This is a genomic window from Streptomyces sp. M92, assembly GCF_028473745.1.
Classification (GTDB): Bacteria; Actinomycetota; Actinomycetes; order Streptomycetales; family Streptomycetaceae; genus Streptomyces.
In genome coordinates, this window is sequence record NZ_CP101137.1 from 209,081 (window position 1) to 221,605 (window position 12,525).

The 12,525-nt window shown below is 72.7% G+C and carries 13 protein-coding genes; 6 read left to right on the forward strand and 7 right to left on the reverse strand.

Features of this window, described 5'->3' with window-relative positions:
• Positions 1–98: 98 nt before the first annotated feature.
• Positions 99–893, reverse strand: coding sequence for a methyltransferase domain-containing protein (locus M6G08_RS00985; protein WP_272585285.1), 795 nt, complete (start codon positions 891–893; stop codon positions 99–101).
• Positions 894–1,113: 220 nt separating this feature from the next.
• Here M6G08_RS00985 and M6G08_RS00990 point away from each other — a divergent pair, with 220 nt between their 5' ends.
• Complete coding sequence (locus tag M6G08_RS00990) at positions 1,114–2,241, forward strand: magnesium and cobalt transport protein CorA (RefSeq protein ID WP_272585286.1); 1,128 nt, start codon at positions 1,114–1,116, stop codon at positions 2,239–2,241.
• Positions 2,242–2,265: 24 nt separating this feature from the next.
• Here M6G08_RS00990 and M6G08_RS00995 read toward each other — a convergent pair whose 3' ends face one another.
• Positions 2,266–2,898: a nucleoside/nucleotide kinase family protein gene (locus tag M6G08_RS00995; RefSeq protein WP_272585287.1), complete on the reverse strand. Its 633-nt coding sequence runs from the start codon at positions 2,896–2,898 to the stop codon at positions 2,266–2,268.
• A gap of 162 nt (positions 2,899–3,060) precedes the next feature.
• Here M6G08_RS00995 and M6G08_RS01000 point away from each other — a divergent pair, with 162 nt between their 5' ends.
• Entirely contained in the window at positions 3,061–3,540 is a 480-nt protein-coding gene (locus M6G08_RS01000) for an anthrone oxygenase family protein (RefSeq protein WP_272585288.1), read from the forward strand.
• Positions 3,541–3,668: 128 nt separating this feature from the next.
• Positions 3,669–5,159, forward strand: a complete 1,491-nt coding sequence (gene gltD, locus M6G08_RS01005; RefSeq protein ID WP_272585289.1) for a glutamate synthase subunit beta — start codon at positions 3,669–3,671, stop codon at positions 5,157–5,159.
• Positions 5,160–5,284: 125 nt separating this feature from the next.
• Here the strand turns inward: gltD and M6G08_RS01010 are convergent, their stop codons facing one another.
• Both M6G08_RS01010 and M6G08_RS01015 read right to left on the reverse strand, forming a co-directional pair.
• Positions 5,285–5,560 (reverse strand): DUF397 domain-containing protein, encoded by a 276-nt coding sequence (locus M6G08_RS01010; protein WP_272585290.1) that lies wholly within the window; start codon positions 5,558–5,560, stop codon positions 5,285–5,287.
• On the reverse strand, positions 5,561–6,421 hold the full coding sequence (locus M6G08_RS01015) for a Sco1979 family transcriptional regulator (protein WP_272585291.1): 861 nt from the start codon (positions 6,419–6,421) through the stop codon (positions 5,561–5,563).
• Between the two features lie 223 nt (positions 6,422–6,644).
• Between M6G08_RS01015 and M6G08_RS01020 the strand changes: the two genes are divergently transcribed.
• The 3 genes from M6G08_RS01020 to M6G08_RS01030 all read left to right on the forward strand — a co-directional run bounded on the left by M6G08_RS01020 (position 6,645) and on the right by M6G08_RS01030 (position 9,853).
• Positions 6,645–7,286 (forward strand): ATP-binding protein, encoded by a 642-nt coding sequence (locus tag M6G08_RS01020; RefSeq protein WP_272585292.1) that lies wholly within the window; start codon positions 6,645–6,647, stop codon positions 7,284–7,286.
• Positions 7,277–7,717: a hypothetical protein gene (locus M6G08_RS01025; RefSeq protein WP_272585293.1), complete on the forward strand. Its 441-nt coding sequence runs from the start codon at positions 7,277–7,279 to the stop codon at positions 7,715–7,717. The genes M6G08_RS01020 and M6G08_RS01025 overlap by 10 nt, the downstream gene beginning before the upstream one ends.
• A gap of 270 nt (positions 7,718–7,987) precedes the next feature.
• Positions 7,988–9,853 (forward strand): ABC transporter ATP-binding protein, encoded by a 1,866-nt coding sequence (locus tag M6G08_RS01030; protein WP_272591217.1) that lies wholly within the window; start codon positions 7,988–7,990, stop codon positions 9,851–9,853.
• Between the two features lie 28 nt (positions 9,854–9,881).
• Here the strand turns inward: M6G08_RS01030 and M6G08_RS01035 are convergent, their stop codons facing one another.
• From M6G08_RS01035 to M6G08_RS01045, 3 genes are all read right to left on the reverse strand, one after another.
• A complete protein-coding gene (locus M6G08_RS01035) occupies positions 9,882–10,070 on the reverse strand; it encodes a DUF8839 family protein (protein WP_272585294.1) in 189 nt (62 codons plus the stop codon).
• 155 nt (positions 10,071–10,225) lie between these two features.
• Positions 10,226–10,915 (reverse strand): DUF899 domain-containing protein, encoded by a 690-nt coding sequence (locus tag M6G08_RS01040; protein WP_272585295.1) that lies wholly within the window; start codon positions 10,913–10,915, stop codon positions 10,226–10,228.
• Positions 10,916–11,042: 127 nt separating this feature from the next.
• Positions 11,043–12,422, reverse strand: coding sequence for an amidohydrolase (locus M6G08_RS01045; protein WP_272585296.1), 1,380 nt, complete (start codon positions 12,420–12,422; stop codon positions 11,043–11,045).
• Between the last annotated feature and the right edge of the window lie 103 nt (positions 12,423–12,525).

A 12,525-nucleotide genomic window follows, 5' to 3' on the forward strand; every position in this document is an offset into this window, starting at 1 on the left:
TCGTTCGGGAGGGCGGGAATCCCGTGGACCCTTGGCTGCTCGCGGCGCGCGTCGTACGTGGCCGACGTCAGCCGTCGGCCGGCCCGGGTGCCGCTCCCCTATGCCTTGCGTCCCCACGCGGAGATCATCGGCGCCGTCGCCAGGTCCATGCTGCCCGATGCCACGTTCGCGAGGTGCCGGTCGATGTCGTCGTGGGTGGCCGCACCCGCGGCGACCAGTTGGTCGCGGACCTGACGGACCGTCGCGGACTCCAGAGCGGCGCACGCGGGCGAGGTGACCGGGAAGTAGGCGTCGGCCTCCACTCGGCGCAGCCCTGCCTCCCGCAGCAGACGCGGGATGCGGCGGCCGTAGGACAGGTCGGCCCCGCGACGGGCCAGCAACTGGCGGAAGCCGTGCCGCAGCCGGTTGGCCAGTTGCTGCTCGGGACCGTGCTCGTCGGGGCAGAGCAGTGGCTGCAGCGCGGGGTCGGCGTCCTCGACCAGGAGTCGGCCCCCCGGACGCAGGGCCCTGATCATGGAGCGCAATGCCCGCTCGCGGTCCGGCACATGGACCAGGACGAGTCGAGCGTGCACCAAATCGAAGCCCTCGCCCGGCGGTTCCTCCGCGCCCACGTCGTGCACGCGCACCTCGACGGGATGGCGACCGGCCGGTGCGACCCGCGAGGTGTCGATGTCCGTGGCGAGGACCCTGCCGGTCGGCCCCACCCTCTTGGCCAGCCAGGACACCACGGAGGTGCCTCCGGCCCCGACCTCCCAGCAGCGCCACCCGGGCCCCACGCCGAGCGTTTGGAGGTGCCGGAACGTCGTGGGGTCGAAGAGGGTGGCGAAGGCGTCGAAACGCTCTGCCGCCTCGGTCTGCCGGTTGTCGAGGAGGTACCCGTCGGTTCGCGTCATGCGGCGATCATCCCAGTTGTCCCGCTTGCCCGAAGTGGTCGACGCTCCGGCCACGGGACAGGAGGGGACTGGAAGGGGCTCCGCACCACCCGTCCACAGCCGGGAACAAAGCGGAATGCTCCCTTTCCACAGGCTCGACCGCCGTCCGCGCCGGCCTGGCAGACTGGCGCGCCAGGGCGCGGGAAGCACGGCGCGAGGGGACCCACGCGGGGAGACGCGGATGACGATGGCAGGCAATCTGCGGAAGGTCACGGGCCTGGGACGGACCGGCGGCCTCCGCAAGGTGGCACGGCTGGCCCGGCGGCGCCCGCGGGTGGACCTGAGCCACCCGGCCCGCTCGCCGCTGGGTTCCTCGGTGGTGAACTGCGTGACCTACCGGGACGGTGTCCGCACCCCCGAGGCAGGCGACCCGGCCCGGGTGGTGGAGCGGATGCGCAGCCGGGGAGACGGTTTCGTCTGGCTGGGTCTGCACGAGCCGACGGACCAGGAGTTCGCGGGCGTGGCGGACCTCTTCGACCTGCATCCACTGGCGGTCGAGGACGCGATCGAGGCCCACCAGCGCCCGAAGGTGGAGCGGTACGACGAGACGCTCTTCGCCGTGTTCAAGACCGTCTGCTACGTGGAGCACGAGCAGCTCACGGCCACGAGCGAGGTGGTGAGCACCGGCGAGATCATGGTCTTCGTCGGCCGGGACTTCGTGATCACCGTGCGGCACGGACGGCACGGCTCGCTGGGCCCCCTCCGGGAGGGACTGGAGTCCGACCCGGTGCAGCTCGCCAAGGGGCCGTCCGCGGTGCTGCACGCGATCGCGGACCACGTGGTGGACGCCTTCCTCAGTGCGATCGAGGCGTTCCAGGCGGACATCGACCAGGTCGAGACGGAGGTGTTCGCGGAGCACGGGGCGCGGGTCGACCCGGGCCGGATCTACCAGCTCAAACGGGAACTCCTGGAGCTGCGGCGGGCCGTGGTGCCGCTCGGCCGGCCGCTGGACGAGCTGGCCACGCGGCCGGTCCGGGTGGTCGAGCCGGACATACAGGCGTACTTCCGGGACGTCGCCGACCATCTCCTGCGAGCCGCGGAGCAGATCGCGGCGTTCGACGAACTGCTCAACTCCATCCTCCAGGCGCACCTCGCCCGGGTGACGGTCGCGCAGAACGAGGACATGCGGAAGATCACCGCCTGGGCCGCGATCATCGCCGTGCCCACGATGGTCTGCGGGGTGTACGGCATGAACTTCGACCACATGCCGGAACTCGGCTGGCGGTACGGCTACGGCATGGTCATCGCCGTCATAGCCGTCGCCTGCGTGACGCTGCACCGGGGGTTCAGGCGCAACGGCTGGCTCTGAGCGTTGGCGGACCCGGCCGGCGGATCAGCCGTTCCACGCGGGGTGCCGCGGATCATCGGTGCGCACCAGGACGTCGGCGGTGGCCGAGGGGTCGGTCTCCTCCTCGTAGCGCTCGAAGGCGGGGAGGGTCCAGTGCTCGGAGTCGGGAGTGCGGCGTCGCAGGGCCCCGGGGGTCAGGACGAGGTGGACACTGAGGTCGAGGGGGAACCAGTGGCGCAGCAGGAAGGGGCCGTGCAGCAGCAGCGCGCCACCGGACGGGAGGTGGACGTAGGGGCTGCGGGTGGCGCGGTCGGTGACCGGGTCCCACAGGTCCGGCAGCACACGTCCGTCCCCGCCGGGTCCGAGCGGGTCGAAGACCTCCCGCCACAGGGCACCGGTGTCGTACCAGCCGCTGTAGTAGGACTCCGCGTCCCGGCGCCCGTACTCCAGGCGGACCGAGGCGGGGCGCAGGAAGCCCTCCGTCCCGACGACGAGGGAGGGGCGGCCGCGGATCCGCAGCGCGTCGGACACCCGCTGGGCGAGTTCGCCGGGGCGGGCGGCCGGGGCGCCGTCGAAGGCGACGCGTGGCCGGTCGCCGCCGTCGGCGGGCTCGAGGTCGAGCAGGCGCTCGGCGAGCAGGTCGCCGAGCCTGTCCCAGGTGATCGCTTCCAGTCGCACCCGCCCATGATGCTCCGCCCACCGGTCCGCCCGCGTGGACGCTCGCACATGCGCCCGCGCCGACCGGCCATGGTCACCATGGCCGCACCGAGGTTGACTCGGGGCATCGACGGCCGCCGGCACCGCGCGGGCATCGACTCGACGGGTGGGAGTTGACAGGACATGATCGACGGACCGTACTTCGTGCTGACGGTGCTGGGCGTGCTCGGCACCGGCCTGACGGCAGGCGTCTTCTGCGCCTTCTCGACGTTCGTGATGCGGGGGCTCGCGGCGCTCCCTCCCGCGCAGGGGGTCGCCGCGATGAACTCGATCAACACGGCCGCGGTGAGGCCGCCGTTCATGCTCGTGTTCCTCGGGACGGCGGTACTGGCCGCGGTGATCGCCGTGGTGACGTTCGTGCTGTGGCCGGACGGGGCCGCGGTGGAGCTGCTGCTGGGCAGCGCGCTCCATCTCCTCGGGTCGTTCGGGGTGACCGCGGCCGCCCATGTGCCACGCAACACCGCGCTGCTCCGGCTGGAGCCGGGCACCGCGGAGGCGGCCGTCCGGTGGCCCACGTACGTTCGCCAGTGGACGGCGTGGAACCACGTCCGCACGGTCGCCTCTGCCGCGGCCGCGGTGGCATACGTGCTTGCCCTGGTCTGAGGGGGCGGGCGCCGTCGGCGAGAGCCACCGGGCGCGCTGCGCGCAGGGGCGACGGGCCGTATCGTGGCCGCAGGAGCGGACGCCGCCCCGACCGCGCACGGCCGGCCCCGCAGGCAAGGAAGACGGTCATGGCCGATCCCAAGGGTTTCCTGACCACGCCCCGCCGGGAGTGGCCCCGAAGGCCGGTCGGAGAGCGGGTGCGGGACTGGGACGAGGTGTACGTGCCCGGGGCCCTGCTGCCGATCGTCGGCCCGCAGGCCGACCGCTGCATGGACTGCGGCGTCCCCTTCTGCCACGAGGCGTGCCCGCTGGGCAACCTGATCCCGGAGTGGAACGACCTGGTCTCCCGCTCGGACTGGCGGGCGGCGAGCGACCGGCTGCACGCCACGAACAACTTCCCCGAGTTCACCGGCCGGCTCTGCCCGGCGCCGTGCGAGGCGGGCTGTGTGCTCGCCATCAACCAGCCGGCCGTCACGATCAAGAACGTCGAGTGCGCGATCGCCGACAAGGCGTGGGAGGAGGGCTTCACCCCGCCGCGGCCGCCGGAGGGGCTGTCCGGCAGGACGGTGGCGGTGATCGGGTCGGGACCCACCGGGCTCGCGGCGGCACAGCAGCTGACCCGGGCCGGCCACACGGTCGCCGTCTACGAGCGGGACGACAGGATCGGCGGGTTGATGCGGTACGGCATCCCCGAGTTCAAGATGGAGAAGCGCCATCTGGAGCGGCGCATCGGGCAGATGCGGGCCGAGGGGACGAGGTTCCGTACGTCGACGGCGGTCGGACGGGACGTGGACGCGGCCGGGCTGCGGGCCCGCTACGACGCGGTGGTGATCGCCACCGGGGCGACCGCGTGGCGCGAACTGGCCGTGCCCGGCCGGGAGCTGGCCGGTGTCCACCAGGCGATGGAGTACCTGCCCCTGGCCAACCGGGTGTGCGAGGGCGATCTGGAGCGCTCTCCGCTGTCGGCGGCCGGGAAGCACGTCGTCATCGTGGGCGGCGGTGACACGGGCGCGGACTGCCTCGGCACGGCGGTGCGGGAGGGGGCCGCCTCCGTGACCCAGCTGGACATCTACGCGCGGCCGGGCCCGGAGCGCGACGAGGGGGCCGAGCCGTGGCCGACCTATCCACGGCTGTACCGGCTGTCGGCCGCCCACGAGGAGGCACGGGACCTGCGGTCCGCACCGGCGGCGGACGCGGACGCGCGGCTGTTCGCGGCGTCCACGCTCCGTTTCACCGGCGACGCCGAGGGACGTGTGCGGTGGCTGCACCTGGTCGCCGTGGACGCCGGCCGTCGGCCGCTGCCCGACACCGAGCGCCCGCTCCCCGCCGACCTGGTCCTCCTCGCCCTCGGCTTCTCGGGCCCGGACCTGGAGGACGGGCTGGTCGGCGGACTGGGGCTGGAGACGGAGCCCCGGGGCACGATCACCCGGGACCGGGGGTTCGCGACCAACGTCCCGGGCGTGTTCGCGGCCGGGGACGCGGCGCGCGGTCAGTCGCTCGTCGTGTGGGCGATCGCGGAGGGCCGGGCGGTGGCGGCGGCCGTCGACCGTCACCTGTCCGGCGGCATTACCCGGCTGCCGGCACCGGTCGGCCCGTACGACCGGCCGATGACGGCTTGAGCGCTCCGCGAAGGCTCCCTCCGGCTAGGTGTCGAGTTTTCCTTGAGTCCTGCTGGACCAGTACAAACAGTTTTAGAACAAGCAGAACAAGCAGAACAGGCAGAACAAGCAGCAACAGAGCACGCTCAGGACAGCAGGAAGTCCGCCTCTCCCGCCTTCGCTCCCTCGATGAAGGCCGTTATCTCGTCGGAGGTGTAGATCAGCGCGGGGCCGTCGGGGTCGGTGGACTGCCGTACGGCGATCCGGCCGTCGGCGAGCTTCATGGCCTCCAGGCAGTTCCCTCCGTTGCCGCCGCTCCACGGCTTGTGCCAGCCCTCGCTGCCCAGCTCACGGGCGGGCATGCCGTTGTAGATCCGCTCGCTGCGGTTGCGCGGCGAGCGCTGGGGTTTGATGTGACTCATTCACAGCTCCTTGCGGAGGTCCCGGAGGATCTCCTTCGTGCGGTGTGCCGTGGCGGCCTGCGCCGCCATGCGGTCCATGACCTCGAGGTGGGTCGCCACCTCCGCGCGCGCGTCGAGGTAGACGGCGCCGGTCAGGTACTCGCTGTAGACCATGTCCGGCAGTTCCGGCATGGCGAATCGGAAGAGGACGAAGGGGCCGTACGTGCCCGGGTGCGGCCCGTTGGAGAACGGGGCGACCTGCAGCGTCACGTTGGGCAGTTCCGTCGCCTCCAGCAGTCTGTCGATCTGGGCCCGCATCACCTCCGGGCCGCCGACGGGGCGGCGCAGCGTCGTCTCGTCCATCACGGCCCAGAACCTGGGTGCGTCCTTGCGGGTGAGCAGCTCCTGGCGCCGCATGCGCAGGTCGACGTGGCGTTCGATGTCGTCGGGCCGGGTCTGCCCGATCGCTCCGGAGCGGAGCACACCGCGCGCGTAGTCCTCGGTCTGCAGCACGCCGGGGACGAAGTGGGGCTCGTAGGAGCGGATCAGGGAGGCCGCGCCCTCCAGGCTGACGTACATCGAGAACCAGCCCGGCAGGATGTCGTGGAAGCGCTGCCACCATCCGGGTCTGTTGGCGTCCTCGGCCAGCTTGACGAAGGCGTCGGCCTCCTCGTCGCCGATGCCGTAGGCCTTCAGCAGGAGCTGGAGGTACGGGATCTTGAGGGCCACCTCGGCCGTCTCCATCCGGCGTACCGTGGCAGGGGCGACGCGCAGGACGCGGGCGGCTTCCTCGCGCTTGAGACCGGCGCGTTCGCGCAGGTCCAGCAGGCGCCGGCCGAGGACGACCTGGCCGACCGTCGGCGCCGACCGGGGCTCGCTCACCGCCCACCTCCTGAAGATCCCGAAGAGCCCGTTGCGTCTTTGTGCACACAGCCCGGCGGCGCCATTCGAAGGCCCTTTCGAAAGCCCGTGCAGACCTTCGGTGACCTGAAGTGGCGCCGCTCGACGTGCTGTTGCGAGCAGTGTGCCACGGCCTTGCAGACCGTCACACCGCACTCTGCATTTTTCAGAGTGACACTTGCCAAGTGTTCACGACGGGGAGATAGTGGCAAGCGTGATTCCGTCCGCGCCCTTAGGAACAGAGGCCACTGCGGGCTCCCTGGGCCTCACCGCCGCCGTGGGAGCCGGCCCTTCGGGGACCACCGCCGCCGAGCGCCGGTTCCGGTTCGAGCTGGCCGCACATCCGGGCTCGCCCGCGCAGGCCAGACGCCTGACGCGCGCCCGGCTGAACGGCTGGTCGGTGTGCGAGGACACCTGCGACACCGCGGCCCTGGTCGTCTCCGAGCTGGTCACCAACGCGATCGTGCACACCGCGAGCCGGCACATAGTGTGCGAGCTGCACGACAGTGCCGACCTGGTGCGCATAGCCGTACGTGACGAGGGATGCGCCCCCGGTCAGCCACACCCGCAGGCCGGTCAGCAGCCCGAGGACGAGCACGGCCGGGGCCTGCTCCTCGTCGACGCCCTGTGCGACGCGTGGGGAGCCCACGAGCACGGGCCCGGACTGCTGGTCTGGGCGGAGCTGCCGCGCAAGGCCGACGGCCCGCGCGACCCGGCGGAGCCCCACAACGACCTGGGCTGGGGCGCCCGCCCCAAGCCCGGCCCGGCCGACGGCTCGGGCGACGACGGCGAGGCGGAGGGACGCCATCCGCAGGCCCGCCGCGGAACGGGGACCGCATGGCTGTGAGGGCTGCGTCCGGCATCCGGCCACTCGGCCTCGACACACTGGTCCGCCTGCAGCGGCGGCTGGACGCCCCCGGGACGCCCCGGCGGCTGCTCGTACCGGACGGCATGACGGCCCCACTGGGCTGCGACGCGGTGGCGGTGCCCGCCCGTTTCGGGCCCCTGGTGATGCCCCGGCTGCCGCGCGTGGGCTGCGTCTACGCCGACGACGCGCACTGGTGGTGGATCGTTCCGTCCGACTCCGACTACGCCCTGGAGTGGCCCGCCCCCGCGCGGTACGCCACCGGCGCGGTCGTCGCCGACTCCCCGGACGTCCCCGGGCTCATCCACCGGCCGGACGGCACGGTCCCGTACACCCCGCCCATCCCGCTGTACCTGGCGCTGTGCCGGCTGACGAACACGACGCCGACCTGGTCGCGCCCGGTGAGCGCGTAACGCTGCCGCGCGCCGGGCACGCTTCTGGACTCCACCCCACTCCCCCGACCCACCCCCGCACGCCCCCTTCCGGCGCGCCCGGGCCGGGAGTGCGCCCGCGCGCTCCGGTCTCCCCCCGCCCGCGCCCTGCCCGCAGACACCCACACCCCGCGATAGTGGCCGTCCGTCCACGATCGGGGGAGGCAGACGGTGCGCAGGAAGGGCGGCACGGAAGCGGCCGGGGTGTCGGAGTCGGAGCGGCTGCTCTTCGGCGGCCCGCTGCGCTACGACATGGGGTGGAACCAGCACGCGGACGCTTTCCTGGAGCTGGGCTTCCGGGCGATGCTGACCAGGCTGCCGTCCCTGCTGGCGTCCAGCCTGCGACTCGCCCGGCAGGCCGACCCGCAGGCCGCGCGGACGGTGCTGGCGGCCGAGGCGGGCCGGGGTGTGGCGCAGGCGGTCAGTCTGCTCGCGGTCAACAGCGTGCTGGCCGGGCTGATGGCCGAAGGCCCGATCGAGGACCGGCTGCGCGGGGCCGCCCCGGCGCTGATCACGGTGGCCGTGGTCATGCTGGTCGCGGCGTTGCTGCGGGCGGCGTCGACATACGCGACCGGGCGGCTCGAACCCAAGGTGGAGCGAGTGGCCACCGAGCGGTACCTGGAGCGGGCGGCGGCCGTGGAGCTGTCCGCGATCGAGGACCACGCCTTCCACAAGCTGCTGGACACCGCCCAGTACGGTGCCGCCTCCGCACGGCGCATGATCTCGTACGGCACGCGCGTGGTGAACGCGGTGATCTCGCTGATCGCGGCGGCGGGCGTGCTGGCCGTGCTGCACCCGGTCCTGCTGCCGCTGCTGGTCACGATGACGCTGCCGAGCGCCTGGAGCGCGCTGACCCTCGCCCGCCGCCGGTACGAGTCCTTCCACGCCTGGGTGCAGCACGAGCGGGCGGGCCGGCTGCTGGCGAGTCTCCTGATCGAACCGGCCGCCGCCCCCGAGATCCGGGTGCACGGAGTCGGTCCCTTCCTGCTGCGCCACTTCCGCGCCATGTCGGAGACCGCGGAGGCGGAGCAGACGCGGCTGGCCCGGCTGGCGGCCCGTACGGGGCTGATCGCGGGGGCCTTGACGGGGCTGGCGACGGCGGCGACGTACGCGACGCTCGGCGGACTGCTGCTGGGCGGCGCGATGGCCCTGTCCGTGGCGGGCACGGCCGTGATCGCGATCCGCACCGGCTCGCAGAGCCTCGGCACCCTGGTCGTGGAGGTCAACGCGCTCCACGAGGAGGCCCTGTTCGTCGGCGACCTGGAACGGCTGCACGTGGAGGCGGCCGGCCGGGCCATCCCGGTGGGCGGCGCCGCGCTGCCCGAGGACCCGAAGGAGATCCGCTTCGAGAACGTCACGTTCCGCTACCCGGGCGACGCGGCCCGCCCGGCCCTCGACGACGTGACGCTCTCCCTGCCGCTGGGCCGCATCGTGGCGCTCGTCGGGGAGAACGGCTCGGGCAAGACGACCCTCGTCAAACTGCTCGCGGGGCTGTACACGCCGGAGGCGGGCCGCATCACGTGGGACGGCGTCGACGTGTCGACCGCGGACCGGCACGCGCTCGCCGAGCGGGTCGCGATGGTGGCGCAGGACTTCAAGCGGTGGCCGTTCACCGCGCGGGTGAACGTCGCGGTGGGCCGCTCCTCCGTGCCGCTCGGCGAGGAACGCGTGGCCTCCGCGGTCGCCGAGGCGGGAGCCGAGGAGGTGGTCGCGGACCTGCCGCGCGGCCTGGACACCCTGCTGGCCCGGAACTTCAGCGGCGGCCACGAGCTGTCCGGCGGTCAGTGGCAGCGGGTCGGGATCGCGCGGGCGGCGTACCGGCAGGGCAGCATCCTCATCGTGGACGAGCCGACGGCGGCCCTGGACGCACGGGCCGAGCTGGAGGTCTTCGAGAAGATCCGTGCCCTGGCCGGCAGCGGGCAGACGGTCGTGCTGATCACCCACCGGCTGGCGTCCGTGCGCCACGCGGACCTCGTCCACGTCCTCGACCAGGGCCGGCTGGTGGAGTCCGGGACACCGGACGAGCTGCTGGCGGCCGGCGGGGTCTACGCGGAGCTGTACTCACTGCAGGCGGAGCAGTTCACCAGCCGGCCGGTGCCCGCCCCGAGGGCCGGCTGACGAGAGCCGTCTCACGGATGTCCGCGGGTCAGGCGGCCACGCCGGCCACGGTGTCGCCGCCGCGGACGATGACCAGGAACGTGTCCGTGGCCAGATCCATGACGACCTCGGCGGGCAGGCCCTCCAGACGGCGTGCCTGCGCGAACTCCTCCGCCGGCCATGATCCTCGCGGTCCGCCGGCGGGAAAGCGCCCGAGCACCGTTCGCCCGTTCACCATCCTGCACCTCCATGTAGCGCTGTACTCGTAGAGTCAAACGCCAACCATGGAGCGAATGCCTCGCGTGGTGATGGTACTGAGACATAGTTGACACTCGTTCACCGCAAAGTGTGAGCGGCTCCTCATCCATTTGACTCGAACCGCTACCGAGCGTGTCAGTCCTCGTACTCGTCGTGGTACCTGATTCCCTCGCTGCCCGCGGGCGCCCCGAGAGCCGACGCACGCCCCTCGGGTTTCTCCCACTGCTCCCGCCGGCCGAGCGCGGTCAGGTCGAGCAGGCTGGTGGTCGAACCGAGTCCGTCCAGGCCCCGCTCGTACGTCGAGTAGGTGTGGAAGACCCGCTCGCGGTCCCGCAGGAAGCAGCTGAGCCCCGGCCGCTCGACGAGCTCGCCCTCGTGCTCCAGGGTCACCTCGAAGTCGGTGTTGAAGTCGCACACGTGCGACGAGTACCAGGGCAGGGTCCAGCCCATCCGCGCCTTGAACGGCAGGATCTTCGGGTACGGCGCCCGGGAGACGGCCGCGAACGACGTGCCGCGGGCCCGCAGGTGCGCGAGGTGCCCGAGCTGGTCCAGGAAGGCGGAGCAACTGCGGCAGCCGGCGTCCCACTCCGGCGCGAACATGAAGTGGTAGACGACGAGCTGGTCGCGGCCCTCGAAGAGGTCGAGCAGCGTCGCCTTGCCGTCGCCGCCCTCGAACACGTACTCCTTGTCGACCTCCACCATGGGCAGCCCGCGCCGCTCGGCGTTGAGCGCGTCACGCGCGCGTGTGGCCGCCTTCTCCTTGGTCAGTAAGGCCTCGCGCGCCGCGCGCCAGTCCGCGCGGCTGACGATCTCGGGCAGCGACATGGCTCCAGCTCCTCCTGTGCGGCATGCGACGGTCCGTCGGGGAGGTGACCGTCGCGCGGAGCGGAACTCATCGCCGTCCGGCGACATTTTTTTCACGGCGGCACCCGTAAGCCGCTGACCTCGCCTTTCAGGTGTCGTACTTCTGGATACGGCGGCCGTGGCGGCGGTCGGTCAGCGCCGGCAGCCGCTCCCCCAGTTCGCGCACCACCGCGGGGACGTCCAGGGTCAGCAGCTCGCGGTCCCGCATGAGTACGCGCCCGTCGACGATCGTCGTACGCACGTCGGCGGAGCGCGCGCTGTGCACGAGGGTGGCGGCGAGATCGTGCACGGGCTGGGTGTGGGGGCCGGTGAGGTCGACGAGGACGAGGTCGGCGCGCCGTCCCGGCGCGATGCGTCCGACGCTGTCACCGAGCCCGACCGCTCGGGCGCTCTGCGCGGTGGCGTGGTGCAGGGCCTGGCGGGAGGTGAGCCAGCGTGGGTCGCCCTCGGTGGTCTTCTGGACCAGGGACGTCAGCGCCATCGACTCCCACACGTCCAGGGAGTTGTTGGAGGCGGCGCCGTCCGTGGCCAGTCCGACCGGGACGCCGATGTCGCGCAGGGCGCGCACGGGTGTGGTGGTGGGCCAGGCGAACTTCAGGTAGCCGCGTGGTGCGGTGGCCACGGCCGTACGGCCGCTCGCGCGGGCGAGGAGCGGGAGGTCGTCCTCGGTGATGCCGGTGCCGTGGGCGATGAGCACGTCGGTGTCGAGGATGCCGGTGCGCTCCAGGACGCCGATCGGGGTGGCGCCGTGCCGGGCGAGGCTGGTGTCGGTCTGGTCGCGGTTCTCGGCGGCGTGCAGGTGCACCGGCAGGCCGTGGTCGCGGGCGAGGCCGGCGGTGGCCGCGAGGTCGGCGTCGGTCACGGTGTAGGGGGCGTGCGGGGCGAGGGCGGTGGTGATGCGCCCGTCGGCGGAGCCGCGGTGCCGCAGCGCGAACTCCAGTGACGCTTCCCGCCCTTCAGGTCCCTGTGAGGAGAAGAACGCCTGCCCCAGCAGCGCCCGCATCCCGCAGTCGGCGACCACCGCGGCGACGGCGTCCATGGCGAAGTAGTGGTCCGCGAACGTCGTCACCCCCGCCCGGATCATCTCGGCGCAGGCGAGCCGGGCGCCCAGTTCCACGTCCCGTTCGCCGAGGTTGGACTCGACCGGCCAGACGACGTCGTTGAACCACTCGTCGGTGGGCAGGTCCTCGGCGAGGCCGCGCAGGGCGACCATCGGCGCGTGCGTGTGGCAGTTGATCAGCCCGGGGAGGGCGACCTGTCCGCGGGCATCGATGCGCTCGGCGGCGGGCAGGCCGTCCACCGCGGCGGCGGTGGTCACGGAGTCGACCACCGCGTCCCGTACGACGACGGCCGCGTCCTCCTCGAAGCCGATCCGTTCCCGGTCGTCGTGGACGAGGACGGCGCATCCGGTGACGATCAGGTCGGCGGGCGTCTCGCGGGGGCGCTTCTCATGGGAAGGAGGCGTCATCACGTCAACGTACGGCAGCGGTCCGTCCGGTCTCGGGGGCGTCCGTCGACAGGGCCTCCGGTTCCGCCAACCGCTCACGTGCCTGGCTCGCGTGGCGCTCCTC

Excerpts from the sequence above, each read along its gene's own strand:
- M6G08_RS01045 (WP_272585296.1), bottom strand. The coding sequence starts at position 12,422 with ATGACGCCTCCTTCCCATGAGAAGCGCCCCCGCGAGACGCCCGCCGAC.
- M6G08_RS01040 (WP_272585295.1), bottom strand. The coding sequence starts at position 10,915 with ATGTCGCTGCCCGAGATCGTCAGCCGCGCGGACTGGCGCGCGGCGCGC.
- M6G08_RS00985 (WP_272585285.1), bottom strand. The coding sequence starts at position 893 with ATGACGCGAACCGACGGGTACCTCCTCGACAACCGGCAGACCGAGGCG.
- M6G08_RS01030 (WP_272591217.1), top strand. The coding sequence starts at position 7,988 with ATGGGGTGGAACCAGCACGCGGACGCTTTCCTGGAGCTGGGCTTCCGG.
- M6G08_RS01025 (WP_272585293.1), top strand. The coding sequence starts at position 7,277 with ATGGCTGTGAGGGCTGCGTCCGGCATCCGGCCACTCGGCCTCGACACA.
- gltD (WP_272585289.1), top strand. The coding sequence starts at position 3,669 with ATGGCCGATCCCAAGGGTTTCCTGACCACGCCCCGCCGGGAGTGGCCC.
- M6G08_RS01010 (WP_272585290.1), bottom strand. The coding sequence starts at position 5,560 with ATGAGTCACATCAAACCCCAGCGCTCGCCGCGCAACCGCAGCGAGCGG.
- M6G08_RS00990 (WP_272585286.1), top strand. The coding sequence starts at position 1,114 with ATGACGATGGCAGGCAATCTGCGGAAGGTCACGGGCCTGGGACGGACC.
- M6G08_RS01035 (WP_272585294.1), bottom strand. The coding sequence starts at position 10,070 with ATGGTGAACGGGCGAACGGTGCTCGGGCGCTTTCCCGCCGGCGGACCG.
- M6G08_RS01000 (WP_272585288.1), top strand. The coding sequence starts at position 3,061 with ATGATCGACGGACCGTACTTCGTGCTGACGGTGCTGGGCGTGCTCGGC.